The following is a 24170-nucleotide window of genomic DNA, read 5'->3' on the forward strand; positions in this document are numbered from 1 at the left end:
GTATGAAGAACGTCGCGGATAAGAAGGTCCTGGTCACCGGCGCGGCCATGGGGCTGGGTAAATCGTTCGCCGAGCGCGCGGTGCGCGAGCGCGCGGCCGACGTGGTGCTGTGGGATATCAACGAAGAGGCGCTCGAGAAGACCGTGGCCGAGCTGGCGGCCCTGGGCAACAGTCGAATTCACCACTACATCGTCGATGTCTCCGACCGTGACGCCATCGCCGAGGCGGGCGCGGCGGTGCGCGCCGACGTCGGCGATATCGATGTGCTCATCAACAACGCGGGCATCGTGCGCGGTAACGGGTACTTCTGGGAGACCACGAACAAGGCCGACATCGAGAAGACCGTGGCGATCAATTCTCTTGCGCCCATGTACATTACGCTCGAATTCCTGCCCGCCATGGTCAAGAACCCCGGCGAGGCGCGGGTCATGACCATCTCCTCCTCGGCGGCCCTGGTCGCCAACCCGCGTATGAGCGTCTACGCCGGTTCCAAATGGGCGGCGCTGGGCTGGTCGGATTCGGTGCGCCTGGAACTCGAGCAGTCCGGCAACGCGCACGTGAAGGTGACCACGGTCTGCCCGACCTACATCAACACCGGCATGTTCGACGGGGCCAAGGGTTTCCTGTTCACCCCGATCCTGGAGCAGGACGAGGTGGTGAACACCTCCTGGGAGCAGATGAAGAAGGGCTCCCCGCTGGTGGTGCTGCCCTGGACCTCGCGCCTGAACCGCGCCATCTCCGGGCTGCTACCACTCAAGGTGCGCGACTTCTACCTCGATACCGTCGGCGTCTACCACTCCATGGACGAGTTCACCGGCCGCACCAAGTAGCCGCCGGCGAGGCCGCGCTCACAGGTCCGAGTTGCCGAACGTCGTCGCACTCAGTACGGCGAGCGAGGGGATCACCGTGATTCCCTCGCGATGGTCGACACCGCGCGCCGTGCGATCCAGCCAGTACGCGCGCAGCCCCGCATCGCGCGCGCCGATGCCATCGGTCTCGAAACGATCGCCGACGTACGCGACCTGATCCGGCGGCAGCCCGATCATGTCGCAGCCCGCCAGGAAGATGCTCGGATCCGGCTTGGCCACGCCGAATTCCTCTGAGCACAAGACGCTTTCGCTGAAATGGTCGAGCAGGCCGACCGTCGCCAACTTGCCCCGCTGATGTGCCAGCGAGGAATTGGAGACCACGCCGAGGGTCACCTGCCCGGCCAGTCCGCGCAACGTCGGCGGGACATCCGGGAACGCGGCCCAGGCGGTATCGCGGCGCGCGGCATACCGGGCGAACCATTCGACGGGATCCTTGACCTTGACCCCGATATGCGAGAGGAACCGCTGGGTGCGCGCCTGCTGCTGCCCGGCGAAGGTGAGCTCACCCGTCAGGAAGCGCGGATACTCCTGCTCCTCGAGCGCCCGCCAGAGGTCCACCGCCTCATCGGAGGACTGGAAGTAGCGCAGCAGGTTCTCGGCGGTCAGATGCCGCAGCAGACCCACCCGCGCCGTCGCCGAGTAGTCGATGAGCGTGTCATCGATATCGAACAGAATCCCGCGAATCGTCATACGCCCACACCCCGCGTACCGATCACCACGGTCGCACCCAGCTCATCATTCTCGGCAATCCGCGCCCTCAACCCATGATCTCGCATAACCTGCGCGGCCGACGCCGCCTGCTCCTCGCTCTCTTCAACCAGTAAATGCCCGCCCGGTGCGAGCCACTCCACGGCCACCGCCGCGATCCGCCGCAACACATCGAGTCCGTCCGCCCCACCGTCGAGCGTCACCCGCGGCTCATGATCGCGCGCCTCGGGCGGCATGGAAGCGATTGCCGCCGAAGGCACGTAGGGCGTATTGGCCAGCAGAATCCGCACCCGCCCCGCCAACTCCGCGGGCACCGGGGCGAACAGATCTCCCTCGAACACCCGCGCCCCGAGTCCCGCCAGATTCCGGCGAGCGCACGCGACCGCCGCCGGTTCGATATCCGCCGCGGTGAGGTCCACCGAAATCCCCTCCGCCGCAGCCTCGATGGCAAACGCCATGCCCAACGCGCCACTCCCACAGCACATATCGAGAACGATCAGTGGCGCGCTGCCCACCTTGGCGGATGCGCCGAGAGCGGCCCCGGCCTCGATCGTGGTGGATGCGCCGGTGGTGGCCTCGGCCCGAGTCTTCGCCGATGCGCCGAGAGCCGCTTGGGTCTCGATCGTGGTAGATGAGCGGATAGTGGTATCGCCCACGGTCCCGGACCGCCGCGCACCCGTGGACGCATCGATCACGGCGCGCGGGACGTCGGTCGGTTCTGCGCGGATCATCTCCCGGCCCAAGGCAATTGCCTGCTCGACGAGGAATCCGGTGCGCTGCCGGGGCACGAACACATCCGGTGCGACCGCCACCCGCAGCCCGCGAAACTCCACCCACCCCAGCAGATGCTCCAGGGGAAATCCGGCAATCCGCCGCACTACGAGCGATTCCAGTTGCTCGGCACTGTCGGCGGCTTCGAACAGCAGCGCCGCCTCATCCTCGGCGAACACGCACCCGGCCGTCCTGAGACGCGCGACGAGGGTATCGGTTGCGGAAGTACTCACCGAGCCATTGTGCCCGCCCCGGCCTCCGCACTTGCCACGCGGGTCGAGAGGGGTACAAAAGCAGGACCGCGGGCACGCTCGATCCGGCACGGGCATCCCGGCATCGCCATCCGTCGTCATCCAGGCATGGCCATCCCCGTCACCTCGGCATAGCCATTCCGTCATGCCCGGCATGGCCATCCCGTCATCCCGCCACGCTTCTGGCCGGGATCCACGCCTTCGGTGTCGCTACCGCTTCACCGGCAACAGCATGGTCCTGGTCGCGTCCAGGTAGATCCCGCGCTGGCTATTGCGCGCGGGCGGCGGCAGCTGCGACACCAGCTGCTCCAACGACGTGGTCGCCCCGACCACCGGAATGCCCGCGACAATGAAATCGGCCACCGCGCGCCGCACATGGTTCGGCGAGGTCACCACGATCACGCTGGTCGCCCCCGCCCGCTTCAACATATCCGCGCCGAACAGCGCGTTCTGCACGGTCGAGCCCGCCCGATGATCGGCCACAATGCGATTGGCCGCAATGCCGTGCCCGATCAGCCAGCCCTGCATGGCCGCGGCCTCGGTGATGCCATTCTGCGGATTGCCGCCGGTCACCAGAATCGGCGACATCGGCGAGGCGATGGCCTGCAACCACGCGGCCTGCAACCGGTTCACCAGCTCCGGTCGCATACTTCCGTCGGGCAGCAGACCGTAGCCGAGCACCGCGATACCGGTGGACGGTCCGGCGATCGCCGGAATCGGATTGGGCAGGGTGCCCACGGCCGCGCCGATGGCGTGGAAGGTATTGCGGGTGCTGTCCGCCAGCTCGCGATCGATACCGTTCAGGCGCGTGAGCGCCGCCTCGCGGGTGATCAGATCGCCAGTGTAGTCGGACCAAATCGCTTGCAGCGCAAGCGCTTGCGCGTCGTCGGGGGATTCGGCGAGCAGTTGCCGCAGGTCGGCGAGGCCGGCGGCGGCATCACCGTCGGTGAAATTGTCCTGCGCGGAGTTGTAGAGCGGGCCGGGATCGGCGTGGGCGATGCCCGGGCCGAACAGGGTCAAGGCGGCTGCCGCCGCCGCGAGGACTGTAGGGAAACGCCTGGCGATCTGCACTGCTGTCGACCTTTCCGAGAGAGGGTCACGCATGCTTGCTTGGGTTCCGACTGACTTTGCTGACTGATGGCTCGGTAACAACTGGGGACACGATACGACTGACCACAGCCGTTGTCGGGTATTTGCCACAGAGAATTTCCGGGTTCGGCGGAAGCGGTGGCGGGGCACCCCCGCGCGTCGCGATAGGGTGTGTTCCCGTGGATACGACTTCGCTGATCGGCAAGGAACTCGCCGCCGCCATCAATGCCGACACCAAGGCCCGCGCCGCCGCGCTCACCGAATCCGGTGCCGCCCCGCGCCTGGCGCTGGTGATCGCCAATGACGATCCGGCCAGCGCCTGGTACGTGAAGTCGCTCAACCGCGCCGCCGAGCGCAATGGAATCACTTGCGAGAACGTCGATCTCGGTGTCGACGCGACCGCGGATCAGATTCGCGCCAAGCTCTCCGAGCTCTCGGCCGATCCGGCCGTGGACGCGATCATGCTGCAGACCCCGCTGCCCAAGGGTGTCGGCCTCGATGATGTGAGCCTGGCGATCGCCGCGGCCAAGGATGTGGACGGTGTCAGCCCGCTGTCCCTGGGCCTGCTCGCCTCGGGCCTGCCCGGCTTCCCGCCCGCCACCTCCGAGGCGGTGGTGGAACTGGCCAAGTTCCACGGCATTCCGCTCGAGGGTCGCCTGGTCGCGGTGGTCGGCCGCTCCAATGTGGTCGGCAAGCCGCTGGCTCAGCTGCTACTGGCCGAGAACGCCACCGTGACGGTCGCGCACTCCCGGACTCGCGATCTCCCCGCCGTGACCTCGGCCGCCGATGTGGTCGTCGCCGCCGTCGGCCGCGCCGGGCTGATCACCGGCGACCATGTCCGCGACGGCGCCGTGGTCATCGATGTCGGCACCAATGAGGACGAGAACGGAAACATCACCGGCGATGTGAACGCCGAGTCCGTCACCGGTAAGGCGAGCGCCCTGAGTCCGGTACCCGGCGGGGTGGGCCCGGTCACCACCGCACTGCTCATGCGCCACGTAGTTCAGGCCGCCGAGACTTCTCGCTGACGAAAGAAGCGGGGGGTGTGGGGGATTGGATCCCCACACCCGAATCCCTCTACCAGTGAACGGTAACCGGGTCGCCCAGCGAGACATTGTCGTAGTACCACTCGGCGTCGCCCGGTGCCAGATTGATGCATCCGTGGCTGACATTGGCATGGCCCTGTGAATCCACCGACCACGGTGCGGAGTGCACGTAAACGCCTCCCCACGTGAGCCTTTCGGCGAACTCACCCTGAATGAGATACCCCTGCGGGTCACTGAGCGGAATCCCGATCGTCCGCGAATCGAAGGTCACCGAGCGGTCGCGCGAGAGCACCGGGAACGTGCCGGTGGGCGTCTCCCACCCGGGTTTGCCCATGGACGCGGGCATGGTCCGCACCGGAACCCCGCCGATGAACACGGTGAAGGTGTGCGCGGACATATCGGCGTCCGCGGTTGTCCCGCCATTGGTTTCGAACTGGGTGTGCAGGCGACCCACCGACACCGTGATAGGTGCAGAGGTGGGAAGGTAAGCGGCCGGAGTCCATGTCAACTGACGGTCGTCTACCCAGGAGAAGTGCCCGGCGAGAGTGGTGTCGGCTCGTACGCTCATGGCCTTCTCGGCGAGAGCCCGATCCGCGACAGGTTCGGTGAAGCGCACCCTGACCGGTGCCGCTATCCCGACCGTTTCACCGGGCCCCGGCGTAATCGCCTGCACCGCCGGGAGATCGGGTGCGGTGAGCACCGCCCCCGCCGCTCCGGAGCCGAACGTGGCTGCCGCCGCGAGTGTCGATGCGACGAACAGAAGCCGTATCGCGTTCCGCATGGGTCCATCCCTTCGAAAGGGTGTGGTCTGGAGGCTCAGCCTATGACCAGATCATCCCATTCATCCGGAAATGTTCCCGCTTCGTGACCTAGCTTCCGGCGTGGAGAATTGGAATCGCCGGGTTCACCGGGTAAAAGCCCAGGGCTATTTCGTGATCGCCAGGACCACCTCGTCGTGCAGCGCCTCGGCACGCGCGATGACCTCGTCGATCTGGGTGAGCACCGGGGCGAACTCCGCACCCGCGCCGGGACCCAGCGAGGCCACATTGATGGCGATATTGAGCTGCGAGCTGGCGGCGGCGGCGCGGGCCGCATCGGCGGCCGCGCCGATATCGGTGACCACGTTCGGATTGCCGATGGGCAGCAATTCGCTTGCGAGCGAGACGACTTCGTCGGCGGCGGCGACCACCGCGGCGGGCACCCGGGCCGCGCCCAGCAGCGCGCCGGTAATGGCCGCGGTGCGCGCGGCCTGCTGCTCCTCGGTCTCCTTGGCCATCTTGTAGGCATTGCCCACGGCGGTGAAGGCGGCGGCATCGGCATCGGCCAGCGCCAGCGCGCGATCGCGCACGGTATCGGCGGCCACGATGACCCGGTCGATCACCGGACGGTTCTCCGCGTCCTTGGCCCGCGTGGTGTACCGCGCCACCATGGCGACCAGCGCGGCGCCCTGCGCGGCGTGCAGCGCGGCGACGGCCCCGCCGCCCGGTGCGGGCACCTTGGCGGCCAGCTCATCCAGGTAGCCCTGCAGTGTCGAGTCACCGAAGCTGGTGCTTGCCTGCGCGGCGTCCTGAGTCATGAGGAATGGCCTCCTTGAGAGTGCGTGGGATCGAGCGAGATTCGCCGATAACCGTACCGGGGAGCCCAGCCGCTGGTAGTGCGCGGGTGCGGTGTCGGTAAGGTCCGGGCCATGCGTATCGGACTGTCGATCAATTACACCGACGGCTTCAAAGAGGTAGCCGCCGAGGTCGCCGACCTCGAACGGGCGGGCCTGGACATCGTCTTCGTGCCGGAGGCGTATTCGTTCGACGCCGTGAGCGCGCTCGGCTACATCGCCGCGAAGACCGAACGGGTGCAGCTGGCCTCGGGCATCATGCAGCTCTACACCCGCACGCCCACGCTGACGGCCATGACCGCCGCCGGTCTGGACTACGTCTCGGACGGCCGGTTCATCCTGGGTCTGGGCGCGTCCGGCCCGCAGGTGATCGAGGGCTTCCACGGTGTGCCATATGACGCGCCGATCGGCCGCACCCGCGAGGTCCTCGAGATCTGCCGCAAGGTGTGGAAGCGCGAGCGGCTCGAATACAACGGCAAGTACTACACGATCCCGCTGCCGGAGGGGCGGGGTACCGGTCTGGGCAAGCCGCTCAAGCTCATCAATCACCCGGTGCGCGAGAACATTCCGGTGCTGCTCGCCGCGCTCGGCCCGAAGAACGTGGAGCTCGCCGCCGAGCTCGCCGAGGGCTGGCAGCCGATCTTCTTCCTGCCGGAGAAGGCCGACGATATCTGGGGCGATTCGCTCAAAGCCGGTCTGGCCAAGCGTGATCCGGCGCTGGGCAACCTCGAGGTGTTCGCCGGTCCGGCCCTGGCCATCGGCGACAATGTGGAGCCGCTGCGCGAATTCGTGAAACCGCATCTGGCGCTGTACATCGGCGGTATGGGCGCCAAGGGCAAGAACTTCTATCACACCCTGGCCACCAAGTACGGCTACGGCGCCGAGGCCGACCGTATCCAGGAGCTGTACCTCGAGGGTAAGAAGGATGAGGCCGCCAAGGTGGTCCCGGACGATCTGGTGCGCGATATCTGCCTGATCGGTTCGGCCGGTTTCGTCAAGGAGCGGGTGGCCGCGTTCCGGGAGGCCGGGGTGACCGCGCTCAATGTGGTGCCGCTGGCCGCGACGCCCGCCGACCGGGTGAAGTTGGTCGAGCAGTTGCGCGCCATCTGCGACTGATCTGCCCAACGACAGCACCGAGATAGACAGCACCGAGCCCCGCCGCGATCACTCGCGAGCGGGGCTCGGGCCGTTGTACGGGTCGGGATCAGTTCTCGTTCAGGGACGTGAGGGCCTGCGCCAGCGTGGCGTGTAGCGCGAACACCTGGTCGAGATTGGTCATCTTCAATTGACGGCTGGTGGCGGGTCCATCGGCGACGACGGCAATGCGGGTGGTCCCGGCGCGCTGATGGGCGGCTACCAGCGCCGCCATGCCCGCGGAGGCCAGAAAGCTCACCTCGGACAGGTCGATCACGAGTGCGCCCGGTTTACCGGACAGTGTGGAATCGATCGCGTTCTCGAGTGCGGGCGCAGTCGCCAGGTCGACCTCACCGACCACCGCGAGTACCGTCGCGCCGTCGTGCACGCTGACCGTGGTGGTCATCGTCTCGCCGAGGGGATACGCGTCTCCGGAAGTATTGGTCACGTTGGAACAATCTGCCATGATCCGTCCGTTCGTGCTGCATCGTCTGCGACATCGGTTTCGTTACGGGTTGCCGGGAAATCGCGAAAAGCCCAGTTACCGCACCGTTTTCTGCTGATTCAGGAATGGCAATGGCGCATATGTGCCTTCCATATTTACACGCGACTGGCGGCCGAGAAAGAGACCGCGGGCAATCGGGTGGTCATCCGGACCTGGGTGCCCGGTCCCGCGTTGTCGATATCCAATTGGTCGGTGAGCGCCCGCATCATCGCGATACCGCGGCCTCGATGCCCAGGATCCTCGGGTAGCGGCCGCCAGATGCCGGAATCGGTGATCACCAGGGTGACCGTGTCCAGCCCGCATTCGGCGGTGAGCTCGACGCGACCGGATTCACCATTCAGATACGCGTGTTCGATGCTGTTGCTGAGCGCCTCGTTGGCGGCCGCGGTGAGGTCCGTCGCGAGGTCGTGCGGGATCGCGGCGGCGGCGAGCCAGGACTTCAATTCATAGCGCATACGGGACAACTCGCCCGGGGTTGCCGGAACGTCCAGATGTAGCGGTGCGGGCGGCTGCCGGTAGACCACGAGGGCGACATCATCGTCGTAGCCGCCGGTGGGACGCAGCCGGGACAGCACCGCATCGGACACCTCGCGCGGCAATTGCCCGGCGGCGCCGGTCAATTCGTCGGCGAGTTCGACGAAGCGGTCGTCGATATCGATACCGCGCTGTTCGACCAGACCGTCGGTGAACAGCACCAGCGTCGAGCCGGGCGCCATGGCGGTGGTGGCCTCGGGGCGGCGCGGCAGTTCGAAGGTGGCCAGCGGGACCGCCCGGCCGCCCTCCAAAAGCCTTCCGCGCGTACCGGGTTCGGCGAGGACGGGCGGCATATGCCCGGCGCTGGAGTAGCGCACCAGATTGTGCGCCGGATCCAGGATGGCGGCGCAGACGGTGGTGCACATGGCCCCCGGAATGCGCGCGGCCACGGCGTCGAGCTCGGCCAGCAGCTGGGCCGGACCCGCCCCGCGCAGCAGCAATGCCCGTGCGGCGGTGCGCAATTGGCCCATGACCACGGCGGCGGAGAGGCCACGGCCGACGCAGTCGCCGACCACCACGCCGATGGTGTCGTCCTCGAGGCGTACCACGTCGTACCAGTCGCCGCCGATCTCCAGCGGCGGCAGCGCGGGTTCGTAATGCACCGAGAAGCGCGGCGGCAGTTCGATCGGTCCCAGCATGGCGCGTTGCAGGGTGAGCGAGGTGGAGCGGGCCTGATCGAAGTTGCGGGCACGCTGCACCGCCAGGCTCAAATGCCCCACCAGCAGTGAGAACAGCGCCCAGTCATCGGGTGTGATGGCCCGGGGCGCGGCGAAGCGCAGCCACAGCGCCGAATCCCCGGCCTCGCCCAGCGGGGCCACGATCCCCTCGGAGCTGGACGCGCCCTCGGGAATCGCGAACATGGTGCGCCCCGGACGCAGGCGCGCGCGATCCAGCAGCGCCCGCGCCCGAGCATCGAGTACCTGGCGAGACTCCCTGCCGTCCTGGACGATTCCGTTCTGCGGCGCACTCGACCGCAGTGCGATGCCACCGGCGGCGACCGTGTGCAACTGCGGATTGTCCTCGGAGACATAGAGTTCCGGCCCGGTATGCCGATTGGGCCAGACCGAGACCACCGCGGACTCCGCGCCGACCGCCCGGCGCAATTCCTCCAGGCCGACCGCGAGCACCTCCACCACACTGGTGGCCGCGCCGACCGCCGTGGCCAATCGCGAGACCGCCTGATCCCGGGCCTGGGCATCGTGTTCGGCGGTCACATCGCGAATGGTGCCGACGAAAATCCGTTCGCCGTTCTCGGGTTTCACCAGTGAACTGGTGGAGACCGCGAGCCAGAGCCGCCGTCCGTCCCGATGCAGGATGGGGGTGACGAAGCGGGCCGCATCGGTTCCGAGATCGGGATAGCGGGGCGCTTCGGCCACCGACCACGGATGGGGGAGTGGATAGGGCACGCCGTCCGGGCCGTATCCGGTGAGCGCGCCGAAGGCCGAATTGACCTCCACGAGTGTGCCTTCGGCGTCCACCACGAAGAAGCCGTCCTGCAGCGATTCCACCAGTGCGGTGCGGAAGGCGTCGCGTCCGGCGAGATCGTCGGCGCGCGAACGCTGTTGCTCGTACCGCCGGTTGCCGTCCAGGAAGCCGCGGGTGGCCACGTCCAGGGCCGCCATGGTCTGCAACAGGAATTCCAGTGCGGCCTCGGCGCGTTCGTCATCGGCGACCGGCAGCCCCTCCTGTTCCAGGATCCGGAAGTGATGTTCGGTCAGGTCGAGAATGCTCACGCCCTCGACCAGCGCCCGGCGGCCGAGTTCATAACCCTCGGCGAGGGTGTTCTGATTCGGGGCGCGCAGATGCAGCCGTAGCGCGCTGGTATACGCGTCACGGAAGGCCGCCAGTGCCGAACTCATGCCGGGGGCTCCGGGTGCAATCCCAAGGGCCGCACGGTATGTCCGCGATGCCGGGCCGCGAGCACCAGGGCGTCGTCGGTGTCCTTGGCGTGTTTGGTCAGAATCTCGGCGGTGATCTCCGAGGTCGGTTTGGCCAGGTCGATGCCGTCGGAGTAATCGGTGGTGATGCCGTCGGTGGACATCAGCAGCAGATCGCCGGGGCGGATGGGCACCGTCTGCGATTGCAGATTCGGCGGTAGCAGATAGCCCACGATCCCGGCGGACAGCAAGGCCGCGGACCGAATGGCCGGTTTGCCGGGAGCCGCTGCGACAACACGGGATTCGACATTGCCGACGCCGAGCCAGTGCAGTCGATCGCCGGCGTCGAAGAGCGCGAGGGAGACCGCCGCGCCCCGCGTATCGGACATGGCGCGATGGCACAGCAGAATCAGCACATCCAAAGGCTCGGCGCGGTTCTCGGACAACACCTGTGCGGCGCGATCGGAGGCGTCCGCGGCGGCGGCGCCGTGCCCGAGGCCGTCCAGCACCGCGAAGAGCACCGAACCGCCACCGGCGTCCAGGACGACCGACCGGTCTCCCGAAACCCGCTGTCCGGGTAGCGCGCGACCGGCGACGGCCCATTCGACCGTGCCGATGAACCCATCCTCACGCATCCCGCGGCACCCACTTCCACATCTCCACCAGCGTGCCCTGGCCCGGCTGGGAGGTGATGCTCAGACCGTCCATGAGGCGGCGCGCGCCCGGAAGGCCAAGTCCCAGACCGCGTCCGGTGGAGTAACCGTCCTCCAGCGCACGATCGATATCGATGATGCCCGGCCCCTGATCCTGTGCCTGCACCACCATGGCGCGCCGACCCTCCCGCTCTCCGACCGAGAGCCGGATCTCCCCGGTGCCCGCGTAACTGGTGATATTGCGCGCGACCTCCGAGATCGCCGTCGCAATCATGGTGCGATCGGATAGCGAGAAGCCGAGAGTGCTTGCCAACTCCAGCCCCGCCTGCCGAGCGGTCACGATGTCGTTGGACACCTTCACCGCGATCACCATGACTTCAGCGGCCACGATCACGACCGTCTCGTTGACCCCGAGCGTTGATCTTGCGGTTGAGCCAGGACAGCCCTTCCTCCAGATCCAGTGCGGTGTGCATATCTTCGAAGGTGAGTCCGAGTTGCACCATCGCGAAAGCGACCTCGGGTTGCAGACCCACGATGACCGTCTCCGCGCCGCGCAGTTTGGTCATATGGGCGATGGTACGCAGCGATCTCGCCGCGAAGGAGTCCATCACGTCGATCGCGGTCACGTCGACGATGATGCCCTGGGCGCGATACTTGCTGACGTACTTCATCAGATCGTCCTGCAAGCGCTCGGTATCGGCATCGGTCAGTGCGGATTGCACGGACGCGATGAGATAGGTGCCCTGCTTCAGAATGGGTACCGGCATTGGCCCTGTCCCGGATTACCGTCCGTCGCGATCGGCGGGAACACGCGACACCTCGTAACCGAGGAGTCGCTCCGCCTCTTCGATACCGCCTTGGAGATCGCCGACCGCGTTCATCTTCGACAAATCCAATCCGATGGTTACCAGTGTGAGCGCAATCTCCGACGACAGGCCGGTAATGATCACATTCGCACCCATCAAACCCGACGCGTCGACGGTTTGCACCAGGTGGTTGGCCACGGTGGAGTCGATCGCGGGCACACCGGTGATATCGATGACGACGACCTTGGCGCGATTCGCCCGGATCGCGCGCAGCAGCTGTTCGGTCAGCTGACGCGCGCGCTGGGAATCCAGCACGCCGATGATGGGCAGGATGAGCAGCTGTTCGCGCACCTGGAGCACGGGGGTGGAGAGTTCGCGGATCGCCTCCTGCTGCTGGCGGATAACGCGCTCGCGCTCCTGCACGAAGGAGACGGCCACGGTATTGGCGATGCGGTTGGCGGCCGGTTCGTAGGCGTCCAGCACTCGCTTCAGCAATTCGAAGTCGGTCTGGTACTTCTCGAAGAGGCTGCGGGCCAGCACATCTCGCAGCAGCAGCACGATGCCGACGACCTCGTCGGTCTCGACGCCTCGGGGAATGATTCGTTCGGACAGATCGCGGGCGTACGCCTGCAGGGCTTCGACGCTACCGGTCTCGAGCACCTCGACGTAGTTGTCGTAGACCGAGGTCGCTTCGGAGAAGATCTCCTCCGGGGTCATGGCGGTCAGCAGCTGGGCATCGGTAATGCGACGCGCCCACTCCTCGCGCAGTTCGGTGCGGTTCTGCCGCAGGTGTTCGACGAGCTGCGGAAGCAGGTTGTCGACTGAACCCGCGGGCAAGGAATCTGCCGAGAGGCCGATGGACACGTCGGACATGAAAACTCCTGCCCCTTTCGCTAAGGCCAGGTTGGGATACTCGATCGATTCGGCCGGCTGGTTTGCCGCCCGTGCGCTCGGCGCCGACCGCCGTCGGTAGCCGGTGCCGAGCCTAGTCTTACCCAGTACCCCCCGTGTGCCAAACCAAACGCCGGTCGGTAGGTATTTTGCCCGGCGTTCGATGATCTTGCCGAGCGGGGTGGCGGAATCCCGGTGGGCCGCCATCAGAGGGGGTTGCGCGTATCGGGTCTTCGGTGGTGCGCCAATAAGGTGTCGTAGATATCGGCGAGGGCGGCGAGCTGGCCGCTGTCCAGGACGTCGATCATATGCCTGCGCACGCTCTCCACATGTGCCGGAGCCGCCCCGGCCAGCACCTGTTCGCCCTTGGCGGTCAGCACCGCGGCGGTGCGCCGGGCATCGTCGGGAATGGATTCGCGAGCGACCAAGCCGCGCTTCTCCATTCGGGTGATCTGATGCGAGAGCCTGCTCTGCGACCACTCCAGTACGGCGGCGAGTTCGGCGAAACTGCGCCGGTGATCGGGCGCATCGGCGAGCCGTGCGAGCACGGTGTACTCGACATAGGTGAGGTTGGATTCACGCAGCGAATCACGTCCGACCGCGGCGGCGATGAGGTCGCGGGTGAACACGAATCCGAGCCACGCGCGCGTCTCGACATCGTCGAGCCAACGGGTTTCGGTCACGGTTCCACTCCCGGGTTCTGCTGCCATGCTAATTCCCCTCCGCCGCCGACAAGCGCATCATCACAGGTAACACCCCCCGACTTGAAGGTGCAACCTGTGCCGATTCGCAGAATCCGCACCGAAATTCACACAGATACGCACAGCCGAGGTGCTCTCACCCGCGCCGCATTCGCGCCCATCCACGCATGCCGCCCGCGATCGCCCCACCCGCCGCGGTGAGCACGGCCGCCCCCGCGCTGCCGAAGACGACCAGCGCCACCACGGTGGCCACGATGATCATGAGCGCGGCGAGGTCGAACCATGGATTGTGTTGTTGCGTCATGTCATTGCTCTCCGGGAGTGGATGCGCGGGGCAGGGGTGTCAGTGCAGTAGTTCGCGCAGCAGGTCGGCGGTGCGCTGCGGCGGGCTGGCTACGATCGCCAGCTGGTCGGCGAGTTGCAGATACCGTTCGGTATTCGAGTGGCACGTGGTTCCGGTCATCTGCCGCACTCGAACCAGGTCCTGCAGGGTCGGATCGGCGAAGCGGAGATAGACGAACGCGTGCAGCGCCAGCACGGGGCCGTGCTGGTGATCCTCGAGTACCTGGATGTGCACATTCGGCAGGTCCAGGACATCGAGCAGGTGCTGAATCTGTTTGCGCCACACCGCGGATTCGCCGATCCGGCGGCGCAGTGCGGCGGCCTCCACGATCAGCCACACCTTCGGTGGCGCGGGTTCGGAAACCGGGTAGCCGCGCGCCAGGCGCGCGTGGAGTAGTCGATCGATTTCGTTGGATCCGAGCTCTTCGTGGGCGAATTCCAGGACCTCACGCGCGTAATCGGGTGTTTGCAGCAGTTCGGGGACGGTCGCCGGGTCATAGCCGCGCAGCAGCTCCAGGGGCTCCAGATCCAGCAGTTCGTCGAGACCGGAGTCCTCATTGCCCACGGTATCGGGCCACCATGTCGCATCGGTCCGCAGGCGCTCGGCCCAGGCGCGGTACTTCGCGTGTTCGCCGGGCTCGATGCCGTAGAGCGGCAGCAGAATGTCCAGGTGTTCGGCGTGCAGGGTGGCCAGCCCGGCTTCGAACCTGCTGATCATGGAGACATCCATGTGCAGAGCCCGCGCGGCGCGCTTGCGCGGGACGCCGCTCTCGGTGCGAAGCCGGCCGATACTCGCGCCGAGGATGGCGGGCAAAGGCTTTGTCTTGGAAGAGGTTCGGCGGCGTTTCGACTGAATCGTCCGTTTCTGCCGCGGGTTCCGTGTGTTCAACACGGAGCGAGTTTGGCACGCGCAGAAGGGGATTGATACCCGCTCAGCAAATTCTGTGTGTGCAAATGAGATTGCATATGTGCGCCGCACTGGCCGGTGAATCTGGTGGTACAAGGCGGATCCGGGGTCCGGGGATCTCCCGTGGCCGGGTGCGCGGCTGCTCGCCGACCCGGTCCTCGGCCGGCTGATCGCCCGCCGGCAACATCCTGGTAGGAGTGCGTGTGACGGTCGCTACGTCAAGAGTGCGGAATGCGGCTCCGACCGGCCGGGCCGGTTGATTCGCGAGGCGGCCCGGCTCGATAAGGTTCGCCTGCTTGCCGGGGTTGTCCGGGTGCTGGATAGAGTCACTCTGCTTGAACCGTCGGCTGCACAGCCCCCAGCCCTGCTCGAGGAGTACGAACCGTGACCGCGCCTGATTTCCTGTACTCGGATCTGCTGCCCACCGGTGCCGATGACACGCCGTATCGGCTGCTCACCACCGAGGGTGTCAGCACGTTCGAGGCGAACGGGCGCAGCTTCCTGCAGGTGGAGCCCGAGGTGCTGCGGATGCTCACCGCGGAGGCGATGCACGACATCAGCCATTACCTGCGGCCCGCGCACCTCGCACAGCTTCGCAAGATCATCGATGATCCGGAGTCGAGCGGGAACGATCGGTTCGTCGCGCTGGATCTGCTCAAGAACGTCAATATCTCCGCGGGCGGCATTCTGCCCATGTGCCAGGACACCGGCACCGCCATTGTCATGGGCAAGAAGTCCGAGGGCGTGCTCACCGGGTCCGATGACGCGGAGTGGATCTCGCGCGGTGTGTTCGACGCCTACACCAAGCTGAATCTGCGGTACTCCCAGCTCGCCCCCATCACCATGTGGGAGGAGAAGAACACCGGGTCGAATCTGCCCGCGCAGGTCGAGTTGTACTCGGACGCAGGCGATCCCGCGCATCCGGCGTACAAGTTCCTGTTCATGGCCAAGGGCGGCGGGTCGGCCAACAAGTCCTTCCTGTTCCAGGAGACCAAGGCCATCCTGAACCCGGATCGCATGCTGGAGTTCCTCGACGAGAAGATCCGCTCGCTGGGCACCGCGGCCTGCCCGCCCTACCACCTGGCGGTCGTCATCGGTGGCACCAGCGCCGAATTCGCTTTGAAGACAGCGAAATACGCCTCCGCGCACTACCTGGACAATATGCCGACCGAGGGTTCGATGTCCGCGCACGGCTTCCGCGATCTGGAACTCGAGGAGCAGGTCTTCAAGCTCACCCAGTCGTTCGGCATCGGCGCGCAGTTCGGCGGCAAGTACTTCTGCCATGACGTGCGCGTGATCCGCCTGCCGCGCCATGGCGCGTCGCTGCCGGTCGCCATCGCGGTGTCCTGTTCGGCCGATCGCCAGGCACGGGCCAAGATCACCGCCGAGGGCGTGTTCCTGGAGCAGCTCGAACGCGAACCGGCGCAGTACCTTCCGGAGCAGACCGATGCCATCCTCGGCGGCGACGTGGTCAAGATCGACCTGAACCGGCCCATGTCCGAGATCCGCGACGAACTCTCGAAATACCCTGTGAAGACCCGTCTTTCGCTGACCGGTCCGCTGGTGGTGGCGCGCGATATCGCGCACGCCAAGATCAAGGAGCGCCTCGACGCGGGTGAGCCCATGCCGCAGTACATGCGCGATATGGCCGTGTACTACGCCGGTCCCGCCAAGACCCCCGACGGCTACGCCTCGGGTTCGTTCGGCCCCACCACCGCGGGCCGCATGGACTCCTATGTCGATCAGTTCCAGGCCGCCGGCGGCTCGCACGTCATGCTGGCCAAGGGCAACCGCTCGGCGCAGGTCACCAAGGCGTGCAAGGAGCACGGCGGCTTCTACCTCGGGTCGATCGGCGGACCCGCCGCGCGACTCGCCCTCGACTGCATCAAATCCGTCGAAGTTCTCGAATACCCTGAGCTCGGCATGGAAGCCGTCTGGAAGATCGAGGTCGAGGACTTCCCCGCCTTCATTGTCGTGGACGACAAGGGCAATGACTTCTTCGCCGAAACATCCAAGCCGATCGCCCTGCGCGTCCGCGAACGGTCCAAGGAACGAGTCTGAGTAAGGGAGAGCGCCGCATGCGCGTTGGGCACCGGATGGAACTGCCGAGCAAGTCGAGAACACTTGCCGCACAGGAGAACCCGGTGGTCGGCGACGTGGTGGACATGGACCGGTCGGCGCTCGGTGTGGTTGTTCCGGAACCGGAGTGGCGACTCGGCGGCGCGGGTAGGACCGCCGTCGTTTCGTCGGCGGGCCAGCGGTTCGAATTCGGCGCAGGGGTTGTCGCCGAGACATCGGTCGTACCGCATGGGCGGCCTGCGCGTGGGGCGTCCCGAGCGGCTGTTGTCGCGCTGATCGCGGGGGTCGGGCTCTTCGCGACCGGCCTTCCGGCCGCTTCGCCGCTCGCGCACGCGGCACCCGAGGGTGTTGCGGTCGCGCCCGGATTCCCGCTGTCGGAGTCGGCGGTCGGTGGCGAAGGGGCGCTGCTGCCGTCGGCCTCGGCGATCGCGGGGGAGACGGAGGGGCTCGATCCCCTGCTGGCCGCCGCGTATTCGCAGGCGTCGGAGCAGGCGCGCGAGGAGGGCGTGACCATCTGGATCACCTCCGGCTACCGCTCGCCCGCCGAACAGCAGGCCATGTGGGAGGACGGGATTCGGCAATACGGCAGTCCCGAGGCCGCGCGCCGGTGGGTGCTGCCGCCCGAGGAGTCCACCCATGTCTCGGGTAAGGCCATCGATGTGGGTCCGCGCGCGGGCGCACAGTGGTTGGAGGACAACGGAAATCGGTGGGGCCTGTGCCGCACCTTCGACAATGAATGGTGGCACTTCGAGCTGGTGACCGTCCCCGGAGCGTCGTGCCCGGCACGACTACCCGATGCGAGCGTGCGCTGAAAAAGGACCGGACACCCTGTTGTCCGCTTGTTCACCGCTGTGCGTACGCCGCTTCTTCGGCATTCTGGGGTTCGGCACATTTCTAGCTACGGAGGCAATGGGTGGTCCGGCAACAACAGCATTCGAGGCATAACAGCATCGGCAGGCAGCGCCCGCCGATCCGCTCGCACCGCCTCACCCACCCCGCCCGCACCCCCCGCACCGCCCGCGAAGCCGTCCTCACCCCCGGCTGGCTCGCCGTAGAACTCCCCACCGCCGTTCTGCTGGCCATCTTCGTGGGCACCGGCTGGCTCGGCTACGCCCAGCCCTCCGGCACCCCCGCCCAGCCCCGCCCCGCCGTGGTCGTCCCCGCCGACCACCCCCTTCCCGGCCGCTGACCCCGGGCACAGACCCCGCAACCCGTTCACCCCTTCGCCCTGCCGACCGACCGGCAGGGCGATTTCGACGTGCATGCGCTCAGACAGGGGCCCACTCGACGTTCACCAGCGTCTTGACGTGCACGTTGAGGGAATTTCGGGGGCTGGTGGCGCTGTGTCGTATTGGCAACTGAGCTGTCATGTTGCGGGACACCGGCGTTCAATCCGTAAACGTACCGTTGGGTAACAGCAGTTTGCGGCGGACGGAGATTGTCATGCTGGATCCGCGACTTCGGACATTGTGGCTGGCCAATGCGGCCGCGGGGGCCGCGGCGGTGGCCGTGCGGGCGCAGCGGCCGGTGTTCGCGAGCTATGGGGCTCGGGTGCAACGCAATTCGCTCACCGTTTCGGATTTGGAAGTGGTCACCGTCACCGATACCTCGGTGATTCTGACCTGGACATCGCGGAGCCGGAATCGGGCGGGGCGGTTACAGCCCGCGACGGCCGATACCGAGGTGCGGTTCGGGCCCGCGGACAGCACCGGGCCGCTGCCGGTGCGGTTCCTCGAAACCCTGCCCACCGCTTTCCATTACGCGGAGATCACCGGGCTGGAACCGGGGCGGGCCTATCGATTCGAGGCGTATTCGCGGGGGTGCCGGGCCATGCCCGCGCGGACGCTGGTGACGCGGCGGCACGGCGCGCCGGAATCGACCGGGATCGTCACCACGCTGGTGCCGCCGCCGGGGCGGTTGTTGCGGACCATCGCGCTGGCGAACGATTTGCATCACGGGGAGGAGTACAGCGGGCTGCTGCCGGGAGGCTTCGTGGAGGGGCTGCGTGATGACACCGAGCGCTATCCGGAGTTCATGCTGGGCGCGATGCTGGAGGATCTGCGCGAATCAGGCAGGGGCGCGGACCATCTCGTCGCCGCGGGGGATTTGACCGACTCCGGGACCCGGGAGCAATCGCGGGGGGTGCGGGCGCAATTGGACACCTGGGGCGAACTCGGGCGCGACTACTTCGTCTGCCGGGGCAATCACGATATGCCCCCGCGCGACGAGGCCGATCACTGGGGCGAGGTGTTCTACCCGTATCAGCAGCTCGGCGAATTCGCCCTGGGCGGACTGCGGCTGGTGGGACTGGACACCACGCGACTGCGCGGGGGCGGCGGCACGCTGAGTTTCCCGCAGCTGGCGCACCTGCGGGATGTGCTGCACGCCGATCCGGAGCGTCCGACGCTCGTATTCGGTCACCACCCGGTCACGACGCACGCGGCGATAAGCAACCCGGGCGGACCGGGTTTCGTGCTCGACAGGGCGAATGCGGCGGCAATACACGCCCTCTACCGATCGGCCCCGGGCGTCTTCCTGCATCACAGCGGTCATACGCACCGAAATCGCGTCACCCGCGCCGATTCCGGCATTCCGGTCGAATTCCTGGAAGTGGCGGCGGTCAAGGAGTATCCGGGCGGGTACATGCTGGTGCGCCTCTACGAGGGCGGGTACATGGCGAACTTCTACAAGACCCGGTCCGAGCGGGCGCGGCGGTGGAGCACCCGCACCCGTCGGCAGTATCTGGGCATGCATCCCGATCATTCGCTGGGCAGCTGCGCCCATCGCAATCACGTTGTGCTGCGCGATTTCTCAGGGCTGACCGGCGTGATCTGAACCCCGGCAAACCGCCGAAACCGCCCGGAGCCGAGGCTGCGGGCGGTTTCGGGTGCCGGGAGTGGGATCAGTCGACGTCGGTTCCCCCGTTGCGGGCGCGGGCCGCGGCGCGAGCGCGGCGACGGGCGGCCTGGAGTTCGGCGAGCTCCTGCTCCAGGGTTTCGGCGATACGGAACTGACCGGTGTCGTACACATTCAGCGGCGGCATGCCGTCGTTGGGCTCCGAATGATTCTCCGGCTCGGCGGTTTTGGCCGATTTGGTGGCCGAAGTCCGTTCTTCCTTCTTCGGCACGGGCTTGGGCGACGGCTTGACCGGCACCGGATCCGGGGTGCTCTCCACCACCTGCGCGGCCTCGGCCTCGGGGGCGGCGGTGAGCGCCGGGGTGGGCGCGGCCATGGTCGGCGCGGGCCCGGTCGGACGGGTCGGCCAGGTGACCATGCTCGGCAGCGTGCGGCGAATCGTCTCGGCCGGATCCGGCAGATCCCGGATCTGATCGGTGGCGCGGACGATGGCCAGCCCGTACCGGGCGCTGGCGGCATTGTGGATCAGCAGTGCGACGCCGATCATCACCGGGGCGATGGCGTGCACCGAGACGTCGTACCAGCTACCGATTTTCAGGTACGGATAGGTGTTCAGCGTGACCGTCAGGCCCAGCAGCGCCACCTCGGCCGCGACGACCTGCTTGGTGCTGTCGATGACACCCCACTCGGCGACCTTATTGGTGCCGATCATGATGATCACGAGACAGACGCTGATCATGCCCTCGAGCAGATAGCTGAACCAGAACAGCGGATCCGAGGCGCCACCGGGAGCGATATTGTGCTGGACATTGACCGCGGACCAGAGCATGCCCGCCGCGACCACACCCGCCAGCGCGCGCAGCGACCACGCGCGATGCTTGTACAGCGAAGCCAGTTTCGCGTGCGGGCTGGATTCGCGCCGCTGCGCGGCGATCGCCTTGCGGGCCATCAACAAGTCCCGAATGTCGGCCTTCTCGATTTCTTCGGTGGTCTGCCGGGCGCGGTCAGCCGTGGCGGCCGCGGCCTCGACTTGTTTCAGGCGCTGGGCGCGATCCTCATCGCGAATGCGCTCGGCTAGCTCGCGCTCGGCTTTGAGTTCGTTCTCCGAGAGCGCTTCGGTGAGGGCGGGATCGAACTGATAGGCCAGGCGTCCGCGGGCCTTCTCGACCCGCTTCGCGAGGACGGAGACTTCGTCCTCGAGCGGATGTTCGATCGTCATCGGGTCCCCCGTCCCGGGAGTTTCGATGGCTGACAGGTGAACTCGATAGGGATCGGCACGGAAAACATTTCTAGTCGATACACCGCCATTGGCGAAACTGTTGATTTGCCGATACACCAATCCTTACGGCGTGGCGCGCCGCGACACGCGTAATCCGATGGGACACGGGGTGTTTACCAGGTCCGTTCCAGACCGACTGTCAAGGAGGCGTGCCGTAGCGGTGTCCAGGCGGCTGGACGGCGCGCGACGGTGATTTCGGTGACGATCAGGGCGAGCACGGCGAAACCGGTCATGGCGTGCCAGCTCTGCCGCGCGGGGGTGCGGGAAGCGTCCGCTGAGTCCAGCGCGCCGGGCATCGTGGCTATCGGCGAGCCGATGATGGCGACGCCGAAAGCCCGGCCGATTTGTCGGGAAGTCATTGCGACACTTGATGCCACGCCCGCCCGCGAAGCCGACAGTCCGGACACGGCGGGCGCGGGCGCGCTTGCCGGGGGCGGTGCGGGTCTCGGAGACGAGGCCGATGGCCGAGGGGCGTGGATCCCGGCCGGAAGCACGCCGGGATGACGGGTCGCGCGCTGCCGTGCCGGGTGCGGCTGTCTGGTTACGGCGATTGCGGTGGCGGGGCACCGGTTTCAGAGCAGGGCGGCCGCACCTTCCACGCCGTGTGGCAGGCGGCGGCGGTTGGGGGAGCCCAGGGCGGCGGCGAGGTCGGTGCCGTCGTGTTCGGCCAGCAGATCGTCAGCGTCCCAGACCAGCAGGGTGGCGCTGACGGTGTTCTCGGCGGCGGAGTGCGCGAGATCGTAATGCGCGCAGGCGGGGACGTGCGTGTAGGTGATCCAGAGGTCGTATCCGGTCATGAACAGGTCGAGGTCGAATTGCACCGACAGGCCCAGGAGTTCGCTCTTACCGTTGTCGTCCACGCCCGCGAAGGCTTCGTCGAGGGCGAGCAGGCGCGGGGCCTGCGGATCGGCGGAGTCCAGCATGACGTGCGCGGCGGCGAAGAGCGGCAGGTGCAGGGAGACCGACTGTTCGCCGCCGGAGAGCGCGCTGTGCCGGGCCACGGTGAGCCGGTCCTCGGTGCCGTCGGAGGTGATGATGGTGAACGAGAACGCCCGCCAGGTGCGGTAATCCAGGGTGGCGGCCAGGATCTCCGGGAACGAGCGCTCGGGGTGCGCGGCGCGGGCGGAGCGGATCTCGGACGCGAAATGCGAACGGATGGTGGCGAGATCGTCCGGGGTGAGTTCGGAGGAATCGCGGTCCAGCAGTTTGCAGACCGCGCGGGCGGGCTCGGACAGCGCATCGGCCAGCACCCAGTGCACGCCGATGGTATTGCCCGAGGACATGCGCCGCTGCTTCATCTCCATACCCATGCGATTGATGAGATCGCGTGCGTCACCGGTGCGTTCGTGAATCTGCTGAGCCAGCCCGGTGAGCAGGGCGTCCTCCAGGATGCGCCGCTCGGAGTCGGTGAGCAGCAGCTCCTGATCGCGGCGGGCGCCGCCGATGCGCTCGGCGAAGTCCGCGAGCGAGGAGAGGCCGTGGTCGTCGTGCACCTGGACCACGGTGAGCCCGTCCGCGGCATCCCAGTGCAGGCGGTAGTCCTGCCGGGCGGCGGTGAGCGCGGCGTCGAATTCCTGTAGCGCGGCGGTGACCGCGCTGCGGGTGCTCTTGCGGGTGGCCTCCCCGGCGCGCACCGAAGCCGTTGCGGTGGCGAGGTTCTGGAAGAGTTCGGCGACCTCGTCAGGGAGCACCTTGGGCTCCTGCTCGGGATCACCGTTCTCGATCCGGTACAGCAGCTGTTCCGGAGTCGACCAGGCGGCATCGCTACTGGGCCAGCGGCTTTCGACGGGCGCGCCCAGCAGGCTCAGTAGATCCGGTCGCGCATAGGGGGCCAGATGCCGCACATCGGCGAGCAATTCGGTGAGCGCGGTGCCCAGGGCGGCATGTGCGGCCCGGTGCGCGCCCTCGGCGGTGCCGACGGCCTCGATGGCCTCGTGCGCGGCCTTGCGCGCCGCCTTCTGTTCCGCCCGTGCGGCATCGATGCGTTCGCGGGCGAGCTCGAGTTCGCGGTCGATATCGGCGGCTCCGGCGCCGAGCGCCTCGCGCAGGGTCTCCAGTTTGCGCCGCTGCTCCTCGTAGCCGCTGCGGGCGGCCTCGGCCTCCTCCGCGAACGCCTCGGCGAGATCGGTGGCCTCGTCGAGGCGGTCCCCGGATTCGCGGGACCGCTCGTGCTCGCGCTGATGGTCACCGCGCAGGCGCAGCAGGGCGGTTCCGGCATTCTCGAAGTGCCGCACCGCCGCCGCGAGCGCATCCAGCTCCGCCGGGTCGCGCGGAGCCCTGTGCTCGGCGGCGATGGCGCGCACCTTCTTGTCGGCGGCCGAATACTCACCGACCGCCTGATCGAGATCCCGCTCCGCCTGCGCGGCGGCCTCCGACCGGGACCGCAGCATGCCCGCGGCCTCCGAAACAGCCCGCAGGGCAGCGGTGACGGCGGTGGTGCGCGGCAAAGCCTTGGCGGCGGCCGAAACCCGCGCCAACTCCTCGGTGGCGGCGCGCTCCTCATTCAGCGCGTCCTCGACGGCGGTCTCGGCGGCTTCGATGGCCGCGGCCAATTCCGCGAGCCGCAGTTCCCGCCGCCGTGCCCGCGCGGTGGTGCCGATGAACTCGGCGTCCCCCTTGAAGTGTCGCCCGACCTGCACGCCCTGCCGGTAGCACCCATCGGTGGCGATGGTGAACAACTCCGCCACGCCCGCAACCGAATTCGGGACCATGGGAACGCTCGCGGACTTCGGACGTGCATCGGCCGCGGCGAGGGAGGTGCCCGTCCCAGCGGCGGGCGTGGTCATGCCTTCCGCCGTCGCCGCGGGGTCCGAACCCGCTGAGTTCGGACGCCCATCGGCCGGGGCGGCGTTCGTATCGGCCGATGGGCTGTGTCCCGCCGCCGGTTTCGTGCCCTTGGCCTTGGCGGTGCCGCTGCCCGGTGCGGCTTCGTGCAGGGCGATCGAGGCGAGGACGTCGGCGACGGTCTGGCGCGGCACGGTGAGCGCGTCGGAATCGTCCTCCACCACAAGCACATCGGCGAGGGTGCGGCCGCTCGGGCGCTGCGCCTCGGGCAGCGGCACCAGGAACTGGTCCGAAGCGTGGTCCGGGAGTGCGGAATCGGCGCACACCCAGCCGTCCAGCAGATTCGCGGCCTGGAGTGCGGCCTCGATGCCCGCCGCCGCCTCCGGGGCCACGTGGTCGGCGAAGCGGACCAGTCGCCACAGGGGTGCGCCGGGGCGGTCACCGCGCACATCGGTGCGCGCGGCGAATCCCTGTGG

The 24170-nt window shown here is 67.5% G+C and carries 24 protein-coding genes and 1 pseudogene; 7 read left to right on the forward strand and 18 right to left on the reverse strand.

The features are described 5' to 3' along the window. The first annotated feature begins 2 nt into the window (after nt 1-2). Nucleotides 3-830 (forward strand): SDR family NAD(P)-dependent oxidoreductase, encoded by an 828-nt coding sequence (locus NA10_RS02280; RefSeq protein WP_067562668.1) that lies wholly within the window; start codon nt 3-5, stop codon nt 828-830. 18 nt (nt 831-848) lie between these two features. Here NA10_RS02280 and NA10_RS02285 read toward each other — a convergent pair whose 3' ends face one another. The 4 genes and pseudogenes from NA10_RS02285 to NA10_RS02295 all read right to left on the reverse strand — a co-directional run bounded on the left by NA10_RS02285 (nt 849) and on the right by NA10_RS02295 (nt 3670). After that, nucleotides 849-1559 (reverse strand): HAD family hydrolase, encoded by a 711-nt coding sequence (locus tag NA10_RS02285; protein ID WP_067562670.1) that lies wholly within the window; start codon nt 1557-1559, stop codon nt 849-851. Beyond that, a complete protein-coding gene (locus tag NA10_RS35205; RefSeq protein WP_084514227.1) occupies nt 1556-2308 on the reverse strand; it encodes a methyltransferase in 753 nt (250 codons plus the stop codon). Before NA10_RS35205 ends, NA10_RS02285 begins: the two co-directional genes overlap by 4 nt. 9 nt (nt 2309-2317) lie before the next feature. Continuing rightward, a pseudogene (locus NA10_RS38055) lies at nt 2318-2581 on the reverse strand (putative protein N(5)-glutamine methyltransferase); the annotation flags it as partial. A gap of 228 nt (nt 2582-2809) precedes the next feature. Then, nucleotides 2810-3670 (reverse strand): YdcF family protein, encoded by an 861-nt coding sequence (locus NA10_RS02295; protein ID WP_245676962.1) that lies wholly within the window; start codon nt 3668-3670, stop codon nt 2810-2812. 197 nt (nt 3671-3867) lie between these two features. Between NA10_RS02295 and NA10_RS02300 the strand changes: the two genes are divergently transcribed. Then, on the forward strand, nt 3868-4716 hold the full coding sequence (locus NA10_RS02300) for a bifunctional 5,10-methylenetetrahydrofolate dehydrogenase/5,10-methenyltetrahydrofolate cyclohydrolase (protein ID WP_067562675.1): 849 nt from the start codon (nt 3868-3870) through the stop codon (nt 4714-4716). A gap of 49 nt (nt 4717-4765) precedes the next feature. On the opposite strand, the gene NA10_RS02305 is transcribed toward NA10_RS02300, so the two are convergent. Together NA10_RS02305 and NA10_RS02310 are read right to left on the reverse strand one after the other, a co-directional pair. Beyond that, the gene (locus tag NA10_RS02305) at nt 4766-5515 is read right to left on the reverse strand and encodes a L,D-transpeptidase (protein WP_067562677.1); all 750 of its coding nucleotides are present in this window, start codon (nt 5513-5515) and stop codon (nt 4766-4768) included. A gap of 144 nt (nt 5516-5659) precedes the next feature. Next, complete coding sequence (locus NA10_RS02310) at nt 5660-6310, reverse strand: cyclodeaminase/cyclohydrolase family protein (RefSeq protein ID WP_067562679.1); 651 nt, start codon at nt 6308-6310, stop codon at nt 5660-5662. A 111-nt stretch (nt 6311-6421) separates the two neighbouring features. Here NA10_RS02310 and NA10_RS02315 point away from each other — a divergent pair, with 111 nt between their 5' ends. Then, nucleotides 6422-7462, forward strand: a complete 1041-nt coding sequence (locus tag NA10_RS02315) for an LLM class F420-dependent oxidoreductase (protein ID WP_067562681.1) — start codon at nt 6422-6424, stop codon at nt 7460-7462. A gap of 88 nt (nt 7463-7550) precedes the next feature. Here the strand turns inward: NA10_RS02315 and NA10_RS02320 are convergent, their stop codons facing one another. From NA10_RS02320 to NA10_RS02355, 9 genes are all read right to left on the reverse strand, one after another. Further along, nucleotides 7551-7886, reverse strand: a complete 336-nt coding sequence (locus tag NA10_RS02320) for an STAS domain-containing protein (RefSeq protein WP_067562740.1) — start codon at nt 7884-7886, stop codon at nt 7551-7553. 194 nt (nt 7887-8080) lie between these two features. Further along, entirely contained in the window at nt 8081-10378 is a 2298-nt protein-coding gene (locus tag NA10_RS02325; RefSeq protein WP_067562683.1) for a SpoIIE family protein phosphatase, read from the reverse strand. Then, nucleotides 10375-11031: a SpoIIE family protein phosphatase gene (locus NA10_RS02330; protein WP_067562685.1), complete on the reverse strand. Its 657-nt coding sequence runs from the start codon at nt 11029-11031 to the stop codon at nt 10375-10377. The genes NA10_RS02325 and NA10_RS02330 overlap by 4 nt, the downstream gene beginning before the upstream one ends. After that, on the reverse strand, nt 11024-11437 hold the full coding sequence (locus NA10_RS02335) for an ATP-binding protein (protein WP_067562742.1): 414 nt from the start codon (nt 11435-11437) through the stop codon (nt 11024-11026). The genes NA10_RS02330 and NA10_RS02335 overlap by 8 nt, the downstream gene beginning before the upstream one ends. Continuing rightward, nucleotides 11427-11816 (reverse strand): STAS domain-containing protein, encoded by a 390-nt coding sequence (locus tag NA10_RS02340; RefSeq protein ID WP_067562687.1) that lies wholly within the window; start codon nt 11814-11816, stop codon nt 11427-11429. Before NA10_RS02340 ends, NA10_RS02335 begins: the two co-directional genes overlap by 11 nt. A gap of 15 nt (nt 11817-11831) precedes the next feature. Further along, on the reverse strand, nt 11832-12728 hold the full coding sequence (locus NA10_RS02345) for an STAS domain-containing protein (RefSeq protein ID WP_067562689.1): 897 nt from the start codon (nt 12726-12728) through the stop codon (nt 11832-11834). A 224-nt stretch (nt 12729-12952) separates the two neighbouring features. Further along, a complete protein-coding gene (locus NA10_RS02350) occupies nt 12953-13429 on the reverse strand; it encodes a MarR family winged helix-turn-helix transcriptional regulator (protein ID WP_067562691.1) in 477 nt (158 codons plus the stop codon). Nucleotides 13430-13583: 154 nt separating this feature from the next. Continuing rightward, nucleotides 13584-13751 carry a hypothetical protein gene (locus tag NA10_RS36370; RefSeq protein WP_157555960.1) on the reverse strand — a complete coding sequence of 56 codons (168 nt, stop codon included), beginning with the start codon at nt 13749-13751 and terminating at the stop codon, nt 13584-13586. A gap of 39 nt (nt 13752-13790) precedes the next feature. Then, a complete protein-coding gene (locus NA10_RS02355) occupies nt 13791-14768 on the reverse strand; it encodes a helix-turn-helix domain-containing protein (protein ID WP_373862328.1) in 978 nt (325 codons plus the stop codon). 312 nt (nt 14769-15080) lie between these two features. Here NA10_RS02355 and NA10_RS02360 point away from each other — a divergent pair, with 312 nt between their 5' ends. From NA10_RS02360 to NA10_RS02375, 4 genes are all read left to right on the forward strand, one after another. Beyond that, on the forward strand, nt 15081-16757 hold the full coding sequence (locus NA10_RS02360; RefSeq protein WP_067562695.1) for a fumarate hydratase: 1677 nt from the start codon (nt 15081-15083) through the stop codon (nt 16755-16757). 17 nt (nt 16758-16774) lie between these two features. Then, nucleotides 16775-17587 (forward strand): M15 family metallopeptidase, encoded by an 813-nt coding sequence (locus NA10_RS39410; protein WP_373862329.1) that lies wholly within the window; start codon nt 16775-16777, stop codon nt 17585-17587. A 101-nt stretch (nt 17588-17688) separates the two neighbouring features. Further along, on the forward strand, nt 17689-17964 hold the full coding sequence (locus NA10_RS02370; RefSeq protein WP_067562698.1) for a hypothetical protein: 276 nt from the start codon (nt 17689-17691) through the stop codon (nt 17962-17964). Nucleotides 17965-18218: 254 nt separating this feature from the next. Continuing rightward, nucleotides 18219-19610: a metallophosphoesterase gene (locus NA10_RS02375; protein ID WP_067562699.1), complete on the forward strand. Its 1392-nt coding sequence runs from the start codon at nt 18219-18221 to the stop codon at nt 19608-19610. 67 nt (nt 19611-19677) lie between these two features. Here the strand turns inward: NA10_RS02375 and NA10_RS02380 are convergent, their stop codons facing one another. The 3 genes from NA10_RS02380 to NA10_RS02390 all read right to left on the reverse strand — a co-directional run. Beyond that, nucleotides 19678-20850 carry a hypothetical protein gene (locus NA10_RS02380; protein WP_067562702.1) on the reverse strand — a complete coding sequence of 391 codons (1173 nt, stop codon included), beginning with the start codon at nt 20848-20850 and terminating at the stop codon, nt 19678-19680. 173 nt (nt 20851-21023) lie between these two features. After that, nucleotides 21024-21269, reverse strand: a complete 246-nt coding sequence (locus NA10_RS02385; protein ID WP_067562705.1) for a hypothetical protein — start codon at nt 21267-21269, stop codon at nt 21024-21026. 213 nt (nt 21270-21482) lie between these two features. Next, nucleotides 21483-24170: SbcC/MukB-like Walker B domain-containing protein (locus NA10_RS02390; RefSeq protein ID WP_281180134.1), on the reverse strand; the 2688-nt coding region annotated here is incomplete at its 5' end.

The sequence above is a fragment of the Nocardia acidivorans NBRC 108247 genome (assembly GCF_001625085.1).
GTDB classification, from domain to species: Bacteria; Actinomycetota; Actinomycetes; order Mycobacteriales; family Mycobacteriaceae; genus Nocardia; species Nocardia acidivorans.